The organism is Bacillus massilinigeriensis (assembly GCF_900111815.1).
In the GTDB taxonomy this organism is placed as follows: Bacteria; Bacillota; Bacilli; order Bacillales; family Cytobacillaceae; genus Mesobacillus_C; species Mesobacillus_C mediterraneensis.
Genome location: NZ_LT630004.1, coordinates 2,424,339 through 2,438,759 on the forward strand (window position 1 = coordinate 2,424,339; position 14,421 = coordinate 2,438,759).

General features: G+C 44.5%; 16 protein-coding genes and 1 pseudogene. 7 read left to right on the forward strand and 10 right to left on the reverse strand.

What is annotated here, in order from left to right; genetic code table 11:
* Nucleotides 1–232: 232 nt before the first annotated feature.
* Nucleotides 233–1,297 carry an NAD(P)/FAD-dependent oxidoreductase gene (locus tag BQ5796_RS12730; protein ID WP_071460565.1) on the forward strand — a complete coding sequence of 355 codons (1,065 nt, stop codon included), beginning with the start codon at nt 233–235 and terminating at the stop codon, nt 1,295–1,297.
* 583 nt (nt 1,298–1,880) lie between these two features.
* Here the strand turns inward: BQ5796_RS12730 and BQ5796_RS12735 are convergent.
* Entirely contained in the window at nt 1,881–2,207 is a 327-nt protein-coding gene (locus tag BQ5796_RS12735; protein WP_071460566.1) for a YuzD family protein, read from the reverse strand.
* A 168-nt stretch (nt 2,208–2,375) separates the two neighbouring features.
* Here BQ5796_RS12735 and BQ5796_RS12740 point away from each other — a divergent pair.
* Nucleotides 2,376–2,597, forward strand: a pseudogene (locus BQ5796_RS12740) (NifU family protein); the annotation flags it as partial.
* Between the two features lie 63 nt (nt 2,598–2,660).
* Here the strand turns inward: BQ5796_RS12740 and thrB are convergent.
* The 5 genes from thrB to yutH form a co-directional block, all read right to left on the reverse strand.
* Nucleotides 2,661–3,590: a homoserine kinase gene (thrB, locus tag BQ5796_RS12745; protein ID WP_071460568.1), complete on the reverse strand. Its 930-nt coding sequence runs from the start codon at nt 3,588–3,590 to the stop codon at nt 2,661–2,663.
* Nucleotides 3,587–4,648 (reverse strand): threonine synthase, encoded by a 1,062-nt coding sequence (gene thrC, locus BQ5796_RS12750; RefSeq protein WP_071460569.1) that lies wholly within the window; start codon nt 4,646–4,648, stop codon nt 3,587–3,589. The genes thrB and thrC overlap by 4 nt, the downstream gene beginning before the upstream one ends.
* Nucleotides 4,645–5,943, reverse strand: a complete 1,299-nt coding sequence (locus BQ5796_RS12755) for a homoserine dehydrogenase (protein WP_071460570.1) — start codon at nt 5,941–5,943, stop codon at nt 4,645–4,647. The genes thrC and BQ5796_RS12755 overlap by 4 nt, the downstream gene beginning before the upstream one ends.
* Before the next feature lie 308 nt (nt 5,944–6,251).
* Nucleotides 6,252–7,226: a 2-hydroxyacid dehydrogenase gene (locus BQ5796_RS12760; protein WP_071461296.1), complete on the reverse strand. Its 975-nt coding sequence runs from the start codon at nt 7,224–7,226 to the stop codon at nt 6,252–6,254.
* 56 nt (nt 7,227–7,282) lie between these two features.
* On the reverse strand, nt 7,283–8,299 hold the full coding sequence (gene yutH / locus BQ5796_RS12765) for a spore coat putative kinase YutH (protein ID WP_071460571.1): 1,017 nt from the start codon (nt 8,297–8,299) through the stop codon (nt 7,283–7,285).
* Between the two features lie 165 nt (nt 8,300–8,464).
* Between yutH and BQ5796_RS12770 the strand changes: the two genes are divergently transcribed.
* The gene (locus BQ5796_RS12770; protein ID WP_071460572.1) at nt 8,465–8,968 is read left to right on the forward strand and encodes a phosphatidylglycerophosphatase A family protein; all 504 of its coding nucleotides are present in this window, start codon (nt 8,465–8,467) and stop codon (nt 8,966–8,968) included.
* A gap of 36 nt (nt 8,969–9,004) precedes the next feature.
* On the opposite strand, the gene BQ5796_RS12775 is transcribed toward BQ5796_RS12770, so the two are convergent.
* Entirely contained in the window at nt 9,005–9,769 is a 765-nt protein-coding gene (locus BQ5796_RS12775; RefSeq protein WP_071460573.1) for a TIGR01457 family HAD-type hydrolase, read from the reverse strand.
* A gap of 61 nt (nt 9,770–9,830) precedes the next feature.
* The gene (locus BQ5796_RS12780) at nt 9,831–10,268 is read right to left on the reverse strand and encodes a DUF86 domain-containing protein (protein ID WP_071460574.1); all 438 of its coding nucleotides are present in this window, start codon (nt 10,266–10,268) and stop codon (nt 9,831–9,833) included.
* 193 nt (nt 10,269–10,461) lie between these two features.
* Between BQ5796_RS12780 and BQ5796_RS12785 the strand changes: the two genes are divergently transcribed.
* Together BQ5796_RS12785 and BQ5796_RS12790 are read left to right on the forward strand one after the other, a co-directional pair.
* Nucleotides 10,462–10,728 carry a DUF3055 domain-containing protein gene (locus tag BQ5796_RS12785; protein ID WP_071460575.1) on the forward strand — a complete coding sequence of 89 codons (267 nt, stop codon included), beginning with the start codon at nt 10,462–10,464 and terminating at the stop codon, nt 10,726–10,728.
* A 75-nt stretch (nt 10,729–10,803) separates the two neighbouring features.
* Entirely contained in the window at nt 10,804–11,085 is a 282-nt protein-coding gene (locus BQ5796_RS12790; protein WP_071460576.1) for a cytosolic protein, read from the forward strand.
* Nucleotides 11,086–11,129: 44 nt separating this feature from the next.
* Here the strand turns inward: BQ5796_RS12790 and BQ5796_RS12795 are convergent, their stop codons facing one another.
* Nucleotides 11,130–11,405 (reverse strand): YutD family protein, encoded by a 276-nt coding sequence (locus BQ5796_RS12795; protein WP_071460577.1) that lies wholly within the window; start codon nt 11,403–11,405, stop codon nt 11,130–11,132.
* A 136-nt stretch (nt 11,406–11,541) separates the two neighbouring features.
* Here BQ5796_RS12795 and BQ5796_RS12800 point away from each other — a divergent pair, with 136 nt between their 5' ends.
* A complete protein-coding gene (locus BQ5796_RS12800; RefSeq protein WP_071460578.1) occupies nt 11,542–12,228 on the forward strand; it encodes a YhcN/YlaJ family sporulation lipoprotein in 687 nt (228 codons plus the stop codon).
* Between the two features lie 47 nt (nt 12,229–12,275).
* Here the strand turns inward: BQ5796_RS12800 and lipA are convergent, their stop codons facing one another.
* The gene (gene lipA / locus BQ5796_RS12805; RefSeq protein ID WP_428839301.1) at nt 12,276–13,208 is read right to left on the reverse strand and encodes a lipoyl synthase; all 933 of its coding nucleotides are present in this window, start codon (nt 13,206–13,208) and stop codon (nt 12,276–12,278) included.
* 214 nt (nt 13,209–13,422) lie between these two features.
* On the opposite strand from lipA, the gene BQ5796_RS12810 reads away from it, so the two are divergent.
* Nucleotides 13,423–14,412 carry a M23 family metallopeptidase gene (locus BQ5796_RS12810; protein WP_071460579.1) on the forward strand — a complete coding sequence of 330 codons (990 nt, stop codon included), beginning with the start codon at nt 13,423–13,425 and terminating at the stop codon, nt 14,410–14,412.
* Nucleotides 14,413–14,421: the final 9 nt, after the last annotated feature.

Below are 14,421 nucleotides of genomic sequence, written 5' to 3' on the forward strand. Positions count from 1 at the left end.
CCCCTCTACTAAAAATATCCTACCTTTTTTTTACGATAGAGTCAATTTCCCCAACCAGAACTAGCTATGTATAAGTGTTGTTATTTTGTCACATTTTCTATATAATTTTATTGATGGATAATATTCCATGACTTGTTTATTATCGTGAAATAACTACTGTCGTTAATTGAACGGCGGCCTCTGAAAAAAACGGAAACCACCGTTCCTCAATAGAAGGCGAAGGGGAATTCATATGAAAAAGCTAGTTATCCTTGGCGGTGGCTACGGGGGAATGAGAATCCTTCAAAAGGTTCTTCCCGAGTTACCTGAAGATGTATCTGTTATTCTAGTAGATCGTGTACCGTATCACTGTTTGAAAACGGAATATTACGCGCTTGCCGCAGGAACTATTTCCGACCAGCATGTCCGCGTCTCGTTTCCAGAGCATCCGAAGCTTTCCATCATTTATGATGAAGTAAAGAGTGTGGATTTGGAAAAGAATCTTGTCCTCTTGGGTGACGAAAAAGAATTATCTTATCATGATTTAATCATTGGCCTAGGGTGCGAAGATAAGTACCACAATGTTCCAGGTGCAGATCAATATACCTGCAGCATCCAGTCCATTGAAAATTCACGCTCCACGTACCAGAAGCTCAATAACCTCTCACCAGGATCAACTGTCGCGATTGTCGGTGCCGGTCTTAGCGGTGTCGAGCTTGCGAGTGAGCTTAGCGAAAGCCGAAAAGATTTGAACATTAAGCTCTTTGATAGAGGAAACCATATCCTCTCCTCATTTCCAGAACGTCTTAGCACGTATGTGGAAAACTGGTTTGATACCCATCAAGTCGAAATTATCAACAATGCAAACATCACAAGAGTAGAAGAAAACACCATATATAATCATGATGAACCTGTCGCTGCAGATGTCATTGTGTGGACAGCAGGAATTCAGGCAAGCAAGATTGTCCGCGATCTCCCTGGAGAGCATGACGGTATGGGCCGAGCTATTATTTCCGAAAGACATCACCTTCCACAATACGAAAATGTCTTCATACTAGGAGATTGTGCAAGCCTCCCTCACGCCCCAAGCGCGCAGCTTGCAGAAGGACAAGCGGAACAAATTGTCCAAGTTCTGGTATGCCGTTGGAAAGGTCAGGAACCACCTGTATCCTTCCCGCAAATCAAATTAAAAGGTATTCTTGGCTCTCTTGGCAAGAAGCACGGCTTTGGGCTCTTGGCAGACCGCGCAATCACCGGCAGGGTCGCACGCCTATTGAAATCTGGAATTCTCTGGATGTATAAGTACCATAACGGATGATATAGTGACACCTCAAGGCGAAAAAAAAGGCGGAAATTCCGTCTTTTTTTTGTTCATCCCTTTTGATCGAAGCGGAATGAGCGGGAGAACGTTGAGCCTTGGAATGGAAATCACCAGACCACCATAGTAAAAATAAACTCCCATCATTACAAAACGAAAAGGGTCCCCCTTTTTAAAAATTGTCATTTTGATTGATTTTGCGAGGAAAAAGTGCGAGTTTTTAAGGATGGAACAGTATTTTTTGAACAGGAGAGGCTCCGTAACCGGTTACAAACTCCATTTTGCTACGGTGGAATACTGCTGTAATTAGGGTATCTACGGTAACGCTCTATTTATCTACGGTAAACAGCTAGTTATCTACGGTAATACCCAATTTATCTACGGTAAACTGCAAAATATCTACAGTAGGTTCCAGAGAACTCCCATTTTATCTTTAATCTGTAAACAAGCTAACCGCATGCTCCCGGGCAAAGAGACTTGCCAACCGAATCTTTAGCAGAAACATCGTGCCCCGACTCCCCATGAAAAAAGCGGAAGCGAATCATTTTCGATTCGCTTCCGCTTTTTCAAAATACAGATAAGATTAAGCAGACTTGTATCCGTGCTTTTCCATTTCTGTATAAATGTTTTTCAGTCTTGGACTTCCTTCTCCAACAATAATCTCATCGATGACCACAACAGGATAAAACATATCCTCCTCTAGCACTCTTCGAGAGAATTCCATTTTAACCGGCTCTTTCGGCGGATTGAATATATCGACAAACGTGATCGTAAAAGGCTGGTCAGGATATTTCCTTCCTACTGCCGCCTTAAGCCATTCGTACGTTTCTGTTGATGAAGGCTGGCCAACGCAGCTCGCGCAAATCTGGTCTGCACCGTATACAACGATCTCTACCTCTCTTGTCCCCATGTTCCGATACCCCTTCGGTTTTTAATTTCATTGTACTATACTTCTCCTTACAAGCAAGAAATTTACAATGGATAAGTCGTTTTTTGGTCTTATTCAATAGATTTTTCTTATATATGTGATTATAATAAAGACTAGGAAAGGAGTCGATTTTACATGGCTGAACAAAATATTATTGAACAAGTACAGGAAGTTCTTGATAAATTGCGTCCATTTCTCCTACGTGACGGTGGAGACTGTGAACTTGTCGATGTAGAAGATGGAGTTGTAAAGCTTCGCCTTCTTGGCGCATGCGGAAGCTGCCCCAGCTCAACGATTACGTTAAAAGCAGGGATTGAACGCGCCCTCCTCGAAGAAGTTCCTGGAATTGTAGAAGTGGAGCAAGTATTCTAAGCCGCTAACAGTCAACGGTTACTCTATAAAAAACAGCGTTTCGCACGTAGCGAAACGCTGTTTTTATTTGCATGCATTTCTTTCCTCCGCCTTTACTTCTACTGTCATCAGTCCTGTACGGTCAATCGCTAGATGAAGCACTTTCAACTGCGGGAAAGCTCCTTTTAGAACATTCGCAAGCATGTTCGCTTTTCTCGGTTCAGCTAGGCAAAGAAGCGTTGGTCCAGCTCCGCTTAGCGCCATGCCGAAAGCACCTGAATGTAACGCAAGTCGTTCTACATCATCCCACCAAGGAATCAATTCTTTCCTGTAAGGTTGGTGAAACAAGTCCGAAGACATCATTCTCCCTGCAAGCTTCCAATCTTCAGTGAAGAATGCTGCTAGCAGCTGATTGGCCGCAGCACTCGATTTGACTGCAGCAGAGTACTTCATACTTGACGGGAGCACTCCCCTTGATGCTTCTGTCAAAAGCTCTTCCTCGGGAATCAAGACAACAGCCTCTACTGCAAGCTGCTTCATTGCAGTTAGCTGCACTTCCTCGTCAGTTTGACTCCCAACAACGAGCCCCCCATAAAGGGATGCTCCCACATTGTCAGGATGTCCTTCAAACTTTGTGCAGGCAGCTAGCTTCTCCTCCAGCGAGAGTCCCAGTCCGCACATCTTATCAGCCAATTCCACACCAGCAACAATGGCAGCTCCGCTTGAACCTAGTCCTCGTGCAAGCGGAATGCTTGTTTTCACCCTTAGCCTGCAAGGTGGCATTTCCCGGCCATACATAGCAGCAACTTTAGAAGCGATCAAGCATATATAATTCTTCTCATCAGCCGGAAACTTTTCAAGCGCATCGGTCTCAGGAATGACTTCCCAGCTAGAGCTTCTCTCTGCCATGACCTCTAGGTAAAGTGTTAATGCAAGCCCGATTGAATCAAAGCCCGGGCCAAGATTAGCTGAACTTGCAGGAACCCTGATTGTTAACATGTCTCCTTCTTTCATTGATGGACAACTCCCTTGATGTAGGCGCTGACCTCCGCTTCATCATCCGGGAGGGTGACCGGCCTAATTTCATGACAATCAATAGCAGTCGATGGATCCTTTAACCCGTTCCCTGTAAGTACAGCAACTACCTTTGATTGACAAGGCACCTTTCCCTGTACAAGTGCTTTATAAAGTCCTGCGATAGAAGCACAGGAAGCAGGTTCTGCAAAAATCCCTTCCAATGCTGCAAGCTGCCGGTAAGCGTCCAAAATCTCGCTATCGGATACATCGTCGATAATGCCGCCTGACTCTTCACGAGCTTCTACAGCCAAGTTCCAGCTTGCCGGATTGCCAATTCGTATTGCCGTTGCCACTGTTTCAGGTTCCTCGAATACCCGATTATGAACAATGGCCGCCGCTCCTTCGGCCTCAAAGCCAAACATCTTCGGAAGACCTGTGTTCTTCACCTTATCGTACTCCTTGAAACCTTTCCAGTAGGCGCTTATATTCCCCGCGTTTCCAACAGGTATCGCAAGGATATCCGGTGCGCTCCCAAGAGCATCACATATTTCAAACGTAGCCGTTTTCTGCCCTTCCAACCTATATGGATTGACGGAATTGACAAGTGTCACAGGTTCATTTTCACTAATGTTTCGAACCATTGTCAATGCCCTGTCAAAATTGCCCTTGATCGAAATGATTTCCGCTCCGTACATGACTGCTTGTGCTAGCTTCCCCATAGCTATTTTTCCTTCCGGTATTACGATGATGGAGCGCATACCCGCCCTTGCTGCATATGCTGCAGCAGAAGCGGAAGTATTGCCTGTCGATGCACAAATAACAGTATCACTTCCCTCTTCTTTCGCTTTTGCGACCGCCATGACCATTCCTCTGTCCTTAAAAGAACCGGTAGGGTTTGTTCCTTCTGTTTTTACGTAAAGGTCGATGCCCCACATTGCCGATATTTTGTCTAATCGGATCAGTGGAGTGTTTCCTTCATGCAGCGTCAACAGAGGTGTATCTTCTGTCATAGGCAAAAACTCGCGGTATTCTTGTAACAGCCCTTTCCAACTCATGCGCCGGCACTCTCCTCTGCTTTGTACGAACTTTTTATATCCTTAACAGCAGGCAACTTCTCCAATTGTGCCATGATAGTTTCATAGTCTCGAAGCGATGCCTTATGCGTGACGATGACAATTTCACTGCAAGCCATTTGTTTGATCGGCTGCTGAATGATTTTTTCAAAACTCACTCCATTATTGGAGAAAATGGAAGTGATTTCAGCAAGAACACCAATTTCATCTTTCACATGAATCCTTAAAAAGTATTTCGAATACATTTCTTCTGGTCCTTTCAACTTTTTCGGGAATTGGGGAATAGCTGCACTATTGCCGTTAACTCCTAATCTCATATTCTTCACGACGCCAACGAGGTCAGAAACAATCGCTGTCGCGGTTGGAAGGCTCCCTGCCCCTGGTCCATAAAACATTGTTTCTCCAACGGCCTTGCCATATACATAAACGGCGTTATACTCATTTTGCACCGATGCGAGCGGATGTTTGTTAGGAAGCAAGGTTGGCTGTACGCTTACCTCAACCTTATCTCCATCATCATGCGCAATGCCAAGGAGCTTCATCGTATAGCCAAGCTGTTTTGCGTATTGAAGATCCTCCTCGGTTACCTCTGTGATTCCTTGTACCCTGACATCCTCCAAATCAATTTTCATCGAGAAGCCGAGCGTCGCAAGAATGGCCATCTTCCTTGCGGCATCAAGCCCCTCTACATCTGAAGCCGGATTCGCTTCTGCAAAGCCGAGTTCCTGTGCACTCTTTAAAACATCCTCGTAAGCCAAGCCTTCCTGATCCATCTTTGTAAGGATATAATTTGTCGTTCCATTCACAATTCCCATCATTTTTGTGATTCGATCAGAAGCAAGGCCATCGACAAGCCCCCTTAAAATCGGAATGCCGCCAGCGACACTCGCTTCGTAAAATAGATCACAGCCATTCTCAGAAGCGGCTGTAAGAAGCTCGGAGCCATGAAGCGCCATTAGGTCTTTATTTGCCGTTACAATATGCTTTTTATTTCTGATTGCCTGCAAAACATAATTTTTCGCTGTTTCGATACCGCCCATCACCTCGATGACAACATCGATATCCGGGTTATCGATGATGTCGGCGGCATCCGTCGTCAGCAATGCTGGATTTATTTTAACAACCCTTTCCTTCGCAATATCCTGTACAAGCACTTTATCCACTTTAATTGGACAGCCAACCTGGTGCATTAACGTGTCCTGATGGTTTTCCACAATCCGGACCACACCACTGCCAACCGTACCTAAACCTAGAAGACCAATCGAAATTGCTTTCATCCCGTTTCCCCTCGCATTCTGTTCATTCTGGAAGAACAACTGTATTTGTATAGTAGACATTATAAATACTGGCAAACATATTTACAAGGGTTATTTATCCTACTAAGAGATGTAAGCGATTGCTTTTCAAAAAAGTCAAAAAAGTGGCTCGTTATAAACCCTGATGTATTGCTATTTGCATTAAAAAATCTTTTGAATGAAAAAAATCGCCGCAATTTTTGCATGCGGCGATTGAACTGTAAACAAATGTATGAATACTACCGTGATTCTTTAATCAGCATCTTCCTCCTCAACAAACCTTAAAAACATTATTCACTTTTCCATATTTCATGATTAACAATTGTTTTCGGTTTCATCCCTAGCAGTGCGCGTTCAATATTTTCAGCACAAAGAGAAATCATCCTTGACCTCGTTTCTACTGTAGCACTTCCAACATGAGGCAACACAGTAACGTTTGGCAGCTGCAACAGCGGATGATTGCAGTTGATTGGCTCTTTTTCAAACACATCAAGGCCCGCCCCGGCAATATCTCCTTCTTTAATGGCTTCGTATAACGCGCTTTCGTCCACGAGGGCTCCTCTTGAAGCATTGATAAAAATCGCTGAGTCTTTCATCTTCTTGAAAGTTCCTGCATGAAAAACGTATCTTGTTTCATTTGTGAGCGGTGCGAGGCAGACGACATAATCGGAAAGAGCGAGCAGTTCATCAAAACTGCAATAGCGGCCAATCTCCTCTTCCTCCACTTTCCTTCGGTTATGATAAAGTACTTCCATGCCAAAACCTGCCGCTCGCCTTGCAACAGCGGTTCCGATTTTCCCCATACCAAAGATGCCAAGCGTTCTGTGATGTACATCATGACCTGCAAGCAAAAATGGACTCCACGAATTCCACCTTCCCTCCCTAAGAAAAGTACTCGCCTCAGTAAGCCTGCGGGCTGAAGCAAGGAGCAATGCAAACGCTAAATCAGCAGTTGTCTCTGTGAGGACATCAGGTGTATTGCAGACAATTACTCCATTTTCCGTAGCAGCATCAACATCGATATTATCAAAGCCTACCGCCATGTTTGCGATTACCTTCAGTCTTGGAGAGGCTTCAAGCAGCTCTCTTGTTACAACATCCGTCAACACTGTAAGGATGGCATCTGCTTTTGCCGCGTGTTCGAGCAGCACCTCCTCCGGCACAGGAACCGTTTCTTTTTCCCACATTTCAACAGTAAAGTGTTCGTGTAAACCTGCAAGCAGCCTTTCCGGAAGCCTTCTCGTTACATATACATATCGTTTCATTCCACCAATCCTTTCCAAGGGATAGCTTGTGAAACCATTTTACCATAGGCTGCCCCCTATAATGGCTGCAGTATGAGCCAGCTTGGCATCGGCAGGTTCATGGTTCTCACCGGAGCTTCTGCCAGCTGAAAGAAAGCTGAAAGGAATCTTTCGTGTTCAGTTGCTTGTTTTAAGAATTTCGTCATTTTTTCTTCAAGCTCGTGCCGCTGCTGATCAGACTGCGCATCATAATAATTTTCGACCGTCTCGAAATAATGCAGCGGGAACAGGAGCCGTGCGTATAAAAGTCTCCACGAGAAAGGGGTCAAGCGCCCCACCGACTGGTATTCCAGTAAGAAAGTGCGGATTTTCTGCTGAGAAACTTGGGTATTACGAAAGTATTGGCCACGTACCCATTCGGCAAGATCTCTGCTTTGGTGGTCGAACACCCAATCGAAAGGATTTTTGATAATATGTTTTGTGCCCCACACTGTCGCTGAAAACCTTTCGTGGCAAACGGTTCCGCTGTCGCTTTCTCCCGGCTGCATATCGAGCTCCGTGTCGACAAGATATTGAATGGCGTTTTCCGCTAAACACATATAATAGGGATAAGAGTCAATGAAATCACGTTCAAAATTATTTTCAGGATCTTGAAAAAGCTTTTCATTCCATACGGCTTCCATTTGATCAACCCGCTGCTCCCATAGTTGTTTCCATTGGCCTATCCGGTTGATACTATTGACATGGAAAGGAATCATCCTTCCTCTCATATGGAACCTTGCAAGCTTTTTAGCTGTCTTCGCAGGTTTTAAAAGCGCTGGCTCCGCACAGTGCAGGACGCTGTAACGATTGTCTTCCCATTCACAGTATTCCATGTTAGTATTGGTCCGCAGAAATTCGGGAACATCCTTGTCTCCAAATTCCTTTAATTGGCTTGCTATCTGGGAAAGCTCGCTTATTTCTTGCTCTTTCAACTGGTTTGCCTTCATAATTAAGTATAGAGAGTTTTCTTTCTTGAAGGCACGGTATCCTTCCAAATCGATTTCCGTTCCTGCCTTGAGTCCGTAATGCTCTTTCAGCATCTTCTCAAACATTCCAACACCCGCTTTCAACTTGTTCTTCATCAATGTATATGACGTTGCATCAAGTTTCTTGTTAGGGAATCACTGCAGGGTGCACTGCACGGATTTCATAGAATGGAATAACTTAGGGTAAAAAAGGTTAGAAAGAGTACTAATGACAAAAGAAAGGTGAATTACATGGCTGAAAACAAAAAAGCGATACACATGACAGAAGAGACAGCACGGAAATGGCTTCTAGAAAGGGGCGTTGAGATTGAGGATATTGCCAAGCTTGTATTTTACCTTCAGGAAAAATACCATCCGGCACTCAGCATGGATGTTTGCAGGGAGAACGTAGAGCGAGTCCTCTCCAAACGGGAAGTCCAGAATGCCATTCTGACAGGCATCCAGCTCGATATCCTTGCGGAAAAAGGAATGCTTGGAGAACCCCTCCAATCCATTATTTCCACAGATGAAGGGTTGTACGGGGTAGATGAAATATTGGCATTCTCGATAGTGAACATATATGGATCCATCGGATTTACAAACTATGGTTATATTGATAAGCAAAAGCCAGGGATACTTGAGAAACTGAATGACAAATCAAGCGGTCAATGCCATACTTTCCTCGATGATCTCGTCGGAGCAATTGCAGCCGCAGCTTCAAGCCGTCTCGCGCATCGGGCAGCTAATGTAGAATAAAGAGAGGTGTACGCATAAAAAATGCGTACACCCTTTTTATACTTTCCAGTCGTCGAGCGAGTCGATAGTATGGGTTGGCATCGAATCATATCCTGCTAGAAGTTCTTTTGTCGTGACACCAGTATGGACGAGGAGCGTGTCCATCCCTGCATTCATGCCTGCAAGAATATCGGTATCGTAATAGTCCCCTACCATGAGCGTATCTTCTTTAGGTGTTCCAAGCACTTTTAACGCTTGGTTCATGATAACAGATTCCGGTTTGCCGATAAAAATGGGCCGTGTTTGCGTTGATACGGTGATAACAGATGTCAGTGAACCGTTCCCAGGCAGCAGTCCTCGCTCCGTTGGTATGGCAATGTCTCCGTTTGTGGAAATGAAGGTTGCACCATTCCGGACAGCAAGACAAGCTACGGCAAGCTTTTCATAAGAAATGGAGCGGTCAATACCGACAACAACGAAATCAGCCTGTTCTCCGCCTTCTTTGAACCCTTTTTCTGCTAGTGCTTCCCTGATGCCTTCTTCCCCAATCACATAAACAGATGCGTCTTGTTTCTTTTCATATATAAAATTGGCAGTTGCTTGGCTTGTAGTAAACACTTGATCTTCTTGTGCCGGTATATCGAAATCCCGAAGCTTCGCAGCAACTTGTGATGGTGTTCTGGAAGAATTATTCGTCACAAAGAGATAAGGAATCTCTTTTTCAACAAGTCTCTTCACGAAATCCGACGCTGCTTCGATCCTTTCTGACCCTTTGTACATCGTGCCGTCAAGATCGATTAAATATCCCTTATATTGCTTCAAATTATATTTCCTCCTTCAGCATGAAAAAAGAGGCCGCGCCTTGGTGGCCTCGAAATCGAAATTATTTCTTGAATGCAGAAACTGGTCCTAGCTCGGTTGCAAGATAATGACGGATGGATGCAGGGAATACCTCTAACGCCTCCAGCTCGTTCGTAAAAATCTTTTCCAGATTTTTATGATGAAGATCGGTGTATTCCTGGACAACGGCTTTCCGCTGGCCGATAACGACTTTTAAGCTCCTGCCTGTTTCTTCCGACACCACTTTTTCATCAATGAGTATTTCGACGATATCCTCATAGCTTCCAGGGTCGCGCATGATGAAGCCGTCAATTATCATGTTTCCTGCATCAAGCACTGATTCAATCATCGTATGGACAATTCTTTCGAGCGCTGCCTTTTCTATTTCCGTTCCCCATTGCTGCTGCTCCTTGAAAAGCACAATCTGCTTTTCGAGGAAGACGAGTGTTTCTTCAATTTTTTCCCTATCAACAAAAAACACTTCTGATACACCTCCGAAGTTCTTAAAAAGATGGTTAAAACTAATTTAACCCCTTCTGCCTGTCCAACCAATCCTTTTGTCCAGTTATATTATATACGAAAAAGCAGGGAACTTCGATAATTCTCCAAAACCCTCTTCGTCCATTCGTTTTTCTGGTATCATGGAAACATGATAGAACAAAGGGGCGAAAAAAATGACAGACCGATTTTTCCTTTATGACGACAAAGCGGACACGAAAACAAGATTCGTCAGCTTTATGGGAGAGAATCAGCGCTTTGACTTAGCGATTATGCAAACAGACCGCTACTATGGCAAACAGATTGTACTCGACATCCAGGGAAGCCGTTTCGCAATTATCGGCCATGATGACTTAGATGAAGAGGGATATATTGAGCATGCGTTTCAATTGAACGAAGCGGAAGCAGATGAACTGCGCGCCTTCCTTCGCGAAAGCATGTAAAGCCTGCTTTTCCTAACCAATAGTATTATTCGCTTAAAGGAGCAATACTATTGACATAAAGTTAGGAGGGATTAGATGGGTGACAAGAAAGACAGATATGATGATATATCTAATGCTGAAAAAAGCGATAATTACCTGACAGTAGAAGAGTTTCCAGAAGGTCCATACGGATCAGCCCAGGGCAAAGACAGACCTGTCGAGAACAAAAGCACGGAGTGGGAGGATGGCCAGCGCTATTATAGTGCCTTTAACTATGAAAAGAAATCCTTCCACCAAGATACCGAACGGCAGGAAGAAGGAGCCCATCCTGTTCATGATGACCCGGAGCAGACAAGCCAAAAACCATATCAATTATGAAACCACCGCGCACAAAAACTTGTGCGCGGTGGTTTCTTTCTAGCCTATTTTTTCAATTTTTTCACCACAAAGTAGGCACAGCCGAAATTACAGAATTCGTATATGTATTCGCTGACTGTGCTGATTCTTGTATCGAAGGTCGCCCGCTGGCTTTGATCTTCGAAAAAGCCTCTAAGCCTTAGCTGCCCATAGCCCCAGTCACCAACAATATAGTCATACTTTGTCAATATCTCGCTGTAGCGTGCACGGAATGCCTCTTCATTGAAGCCATCCCGGAAATCTTCCACTATTTCGTAACAGTGGTTATTGATGCAGATCATTCCATCACCTCTTTACTTAATGCGGTGCTTTATACCCTTATTGTTTCTCCATACTTTAAATTATAACTGATTCCCCATCAATTACTAAGCAAAAAAAGGATGCTTCTGGCTATTCTAATCTTTAGGAGGTGTTAAGATGAAGAAAGGAATACTTGTTTCAGCAGCCATTTCGGGAATATTACTCGCCGGCTGTGCCGCGGATGACTCTGCCAAAGATCGTGATGGCAATAACGGAATCTTCGAAGAAAGCGGCAACACCATTAATAAAAACGATGGTCGTGCTGATATATTAAACCGTGACGATAAAGCCATGAATGACAAAGGAAAAAACTTTGGTTATGTTCGCCATCAAAAGAGCGGAATCCTTGGCGATGACCAGCTTGATGCCGACACAGCAATTGACAGGGAAAAGACAGCAGATACTATTTCAAAGTTCTGTCTTCAAACCCCTGATGTCGATGATGTATCAACACTTGTAACCGATGAGGAAGTACTTATCGTCTATAAGACTGATTCGAAAGACAGAAACGAAACGGCGGACCAAGTGAAAAAAATGGCCATGTCTGTCATCCCCCGATGGTACCACGTTTATGTAACAGATGATCCTAGTTTGCGGAAAGATGTAGAGAATTTCGCAAGTCTCAATACGAATAGCCGCGATGTAGAAATTCTTGTCGATGGTGTCGTGAAACAAATGCTGAAATCCCCACAAGGTGAAAAAATGAGTACTGGCGAAAATGAAAATGGCGAGGCACAAGGCGAAATGAACGAAAAAATGGACAAAGACGACATTGGAGAAGAAACGAGAAAGAAACAGCAGTAAAACAAACGAGAGTCCAGCATTGATGCTGAACTCTTTTTTGTATTGAATTATGCGTTTGTCGTTCCTTGTACTCCAGCTTCCTGGCGGTGCTTTGCCGCTGCATTCACCTGTTCATCTGCATGGTAGGAAGACCGGACAAGCGGACCAGCTTCACAGTGAGAGAAGCCTTTTGAAAGAGCGATATCCTTCAGTTCCTGGAACTCATCAGGATGATAATATTTTACAACAGGCATGTGCTTTTTCGTTGGCTGAAGGTATTGGCCAAGCGTAAGGATGTCCACATTATTCTCACGCAAATCATCCATTGCTTCCAACAGCTCTTCCTTTGTCTCTCCAAGTCCCACCATTATGCTGGACTTAGTCGGGATATCAGGTTGCATCTCCTTTGCCCGCTTTAGGAATTCTAGGGAGCGCTCATATGTAGCCCTCGCCCTGACTCTTGGTGTCAGGCTCCTGACCGTCTCGATATTATGGTTCAAGATATCTGGTTTAGCATCCATCAACATCTTCAGGTTCTCGTAGACACCACCCATGTCTGACGGCAGTACTTCAATGCTTGTGAGTGGGCTTTTTCTCCGTACAGCACGCACAGTTTCTGCAAATACCGCAGCGCCACCGTCCTTCAGATCATCGCGTGCAACAGCAGTAATAACAGCATGCTTTAAGTTCATTAGCGCAACAGAGTCTGCAACCCTTTCCGGCTCTTGCCAGTCAAGCTCTGTCGGCAAACCTGTCTTTACTGCACAGAAGCGGCAAGCACGCGTACAGACATCGCCAAGAATCATAAATGTCGCTGTCCTTCTAACAGCCCAGCATTCATGGATGTTCGGGCATCTGGCTTCTTCACATACAGTATGAAGGCTTTTTTCCCGCATCATCTTTTTTAGCCCTGTGTAATTATCATTTGTATTCAACTTTATTTTGAGCCATTCCGGCTTCCTCAATGGTTGTTCTTTTATACTCACTGTCTTCAGCTCCATCCTAAGCTTCCAGCAGGAGTATCCTGCTGCTGGAAATAGTGATTTTCATGGTAATTCTATGAGGTATTAATATCGGTCTCTTCTTTGACACTTTATCATATTGAAAAAAGTACGACAAGCGTGAATGCTTGCCATTACCAGCAATTCCCCATTATGATAAAAGCATTTTCCCGCAAACTATTATAGGAATCAAAAAATAGAAGGGAGGATTCCTGTGAGGTTTCTTTTGGCATTCATTATCGTTTTTTCTCTCTTCGCTTCCAACCTTTCGGGTGTTAAGGCTGAAAGTAAACGGGAAGATCCATACAGGAAGCGTATGGAGCTGTACAGGCAAGTGGAAGCAGCAACTCAAATACCATGGTACTATATCGCGGCTGTAGACCAATACGAACGAAATATCAGGGAGGCCCGAAGAGATTTGCCAGATCCTTCTGGGGTTTCAGGAATTTATTTCAATCCGGAGGTTTGGGCAGGACCAACCAACCCTAATATCGATGACACAAACCCTGCCTCCATCCAATTTTTCAATGGAGTTGGTTATGATGGTAATATCGATGGAAAAGCTGACAGACATAATGATGCGGACGTTCTGCATGCATTTGCCCAGCAATTGCTTCAATACGGGACAAACAGTGATCATATCAGAATTGCTCTCTGGCATTACTATCATCGAGACAAAACCGTTGGGATTATCATGGGAAAAGCGAAGGTATACAAGCACTTTGGCAGGCTGGACCTCGACTCGCATGCTTTTCCCGTTCCCCTGAGAAGCAATCATAGCTATAAAAACACTTGGGGAGATGCTCGCGGCTGGGGAGGACGACGAATCCATGAAGGCACAGATATTTTCGCGGGATATGGTGTTCCAGTCAGGGCGACAGGGTACGGCATTGTGGAAATGAAAGGCTGGAATCGTTATGGGGGCTGGAGGATCGGTATTCGCGATATCAATAATAACTACCATTATTATGCGCATCTAAGCGGTTTTGCCAAAGATTTGAAGATAGGTCAAGTAGTGGAACCAGGCCAAGTAATCGGTGGCGTGGGAAGCTCAGGCTACGGACCGCCTGGCACCTCTGGAAAATTCCCACCGCATCTACACTATGGCATTTACAAAGATAATGGTGCAACCGAATGGTCATTCGATCCATACCCCCATCTCCGCCTCTGGGAAAGGCAGGAACGGATTGGAACAAAAAAGTAAGAGCGGCAT

Bases quoted from the DNA above. Each gene is read 5' to 3' on its own strand.
- BQ5796_RS12755 (WP_071460570.1), bottom strand. From the start codon at position 5,943: ATGAAAGCAATTTCGATTGGTCTTCTAGGTTTAGGTACGGTTGGCAGT.
- yutH (WP_071460571.1), bottom strand. From the start codon at position 8,299: ATGTTTGAGAAGATGCTGAAAGAGCATTACGGACTCAAGGCAGGAACG.
- BQ5796_RS12790 (WP_071460576.1), top strand. From the start codon at position 10,804: ATGGGTGACAAGAAAGACAGATATGATGATATATCTAATGCTGAAAAA.
- BQ5796_RS12795 (WP_071460577.1), bottom strand. From the start codon at position 11,405: ATGATCTGCATCAATAACCACTGTTACGAAATAGTGGAAGATTTCCGG.
- thrC (WP_071460569.1), bottom strand. From the start codon at position 4,648: ATGAGTTGGAAAGGGCTGTTACAAGAATACCGCGAGTTTTTGCCTATG.
- BQ5796_RS12800 (WP_071460578.1), top strand. From the start codon at position 11,542: ATGAAGAAAGGAATACTTGTTTCAGCAGCCATTTCGGGAATATTACTC.
- BQ5796_RS12760 (WP_071461296.1), bottom strand. From the start codon at position 7,226: ATGAAACGATATGTATATGTAACGAGAAGGCTTCCGGAAAGGCTGCTT.
- BQ5796_RS12730 (WP_071460565.1), top strand. From the start codon at position 233: ATGAAAAAGCTAGTTATCCTTGGCGGTGGCTACGGGGGAATGAGAATC.
- thrB (WP_071460568.1), bottom strand. From the start codon at position 3,590: ATGAAAGAAGGAGACATGTTAACAATCAGGGTTCCTGCAAGTTCAGCT.
- BQ5796_RS12770 (WP_071460572.1), top strand. From the start codon at position 8,465: ATGGCTGAAAACAAAAAAGCGATACACATGACAGAAGAGACAGCACGG.
- BQ5796_RS12785 (WP_071460575.1), top strand. From the start codon at position 10,462: ATGACAGACCGATTTTTCCTTTATGACGACAAAGCGGACACGAAAACA.
- BQ5796_RS12735 (WP_071460566.1), bottom strand. From the start codon at position 2,207: ATGGGGACAAGAGAGGTAGAGATCGTTGTATACGGTGCAGACCAGATT.
- lipA (WP_428839301.1), bottom strand. From the start codon at position 13,208: ATGGAGCTGAAGACAGTGAGTATAAAAGAACAACCATTGAGGAAGCCG.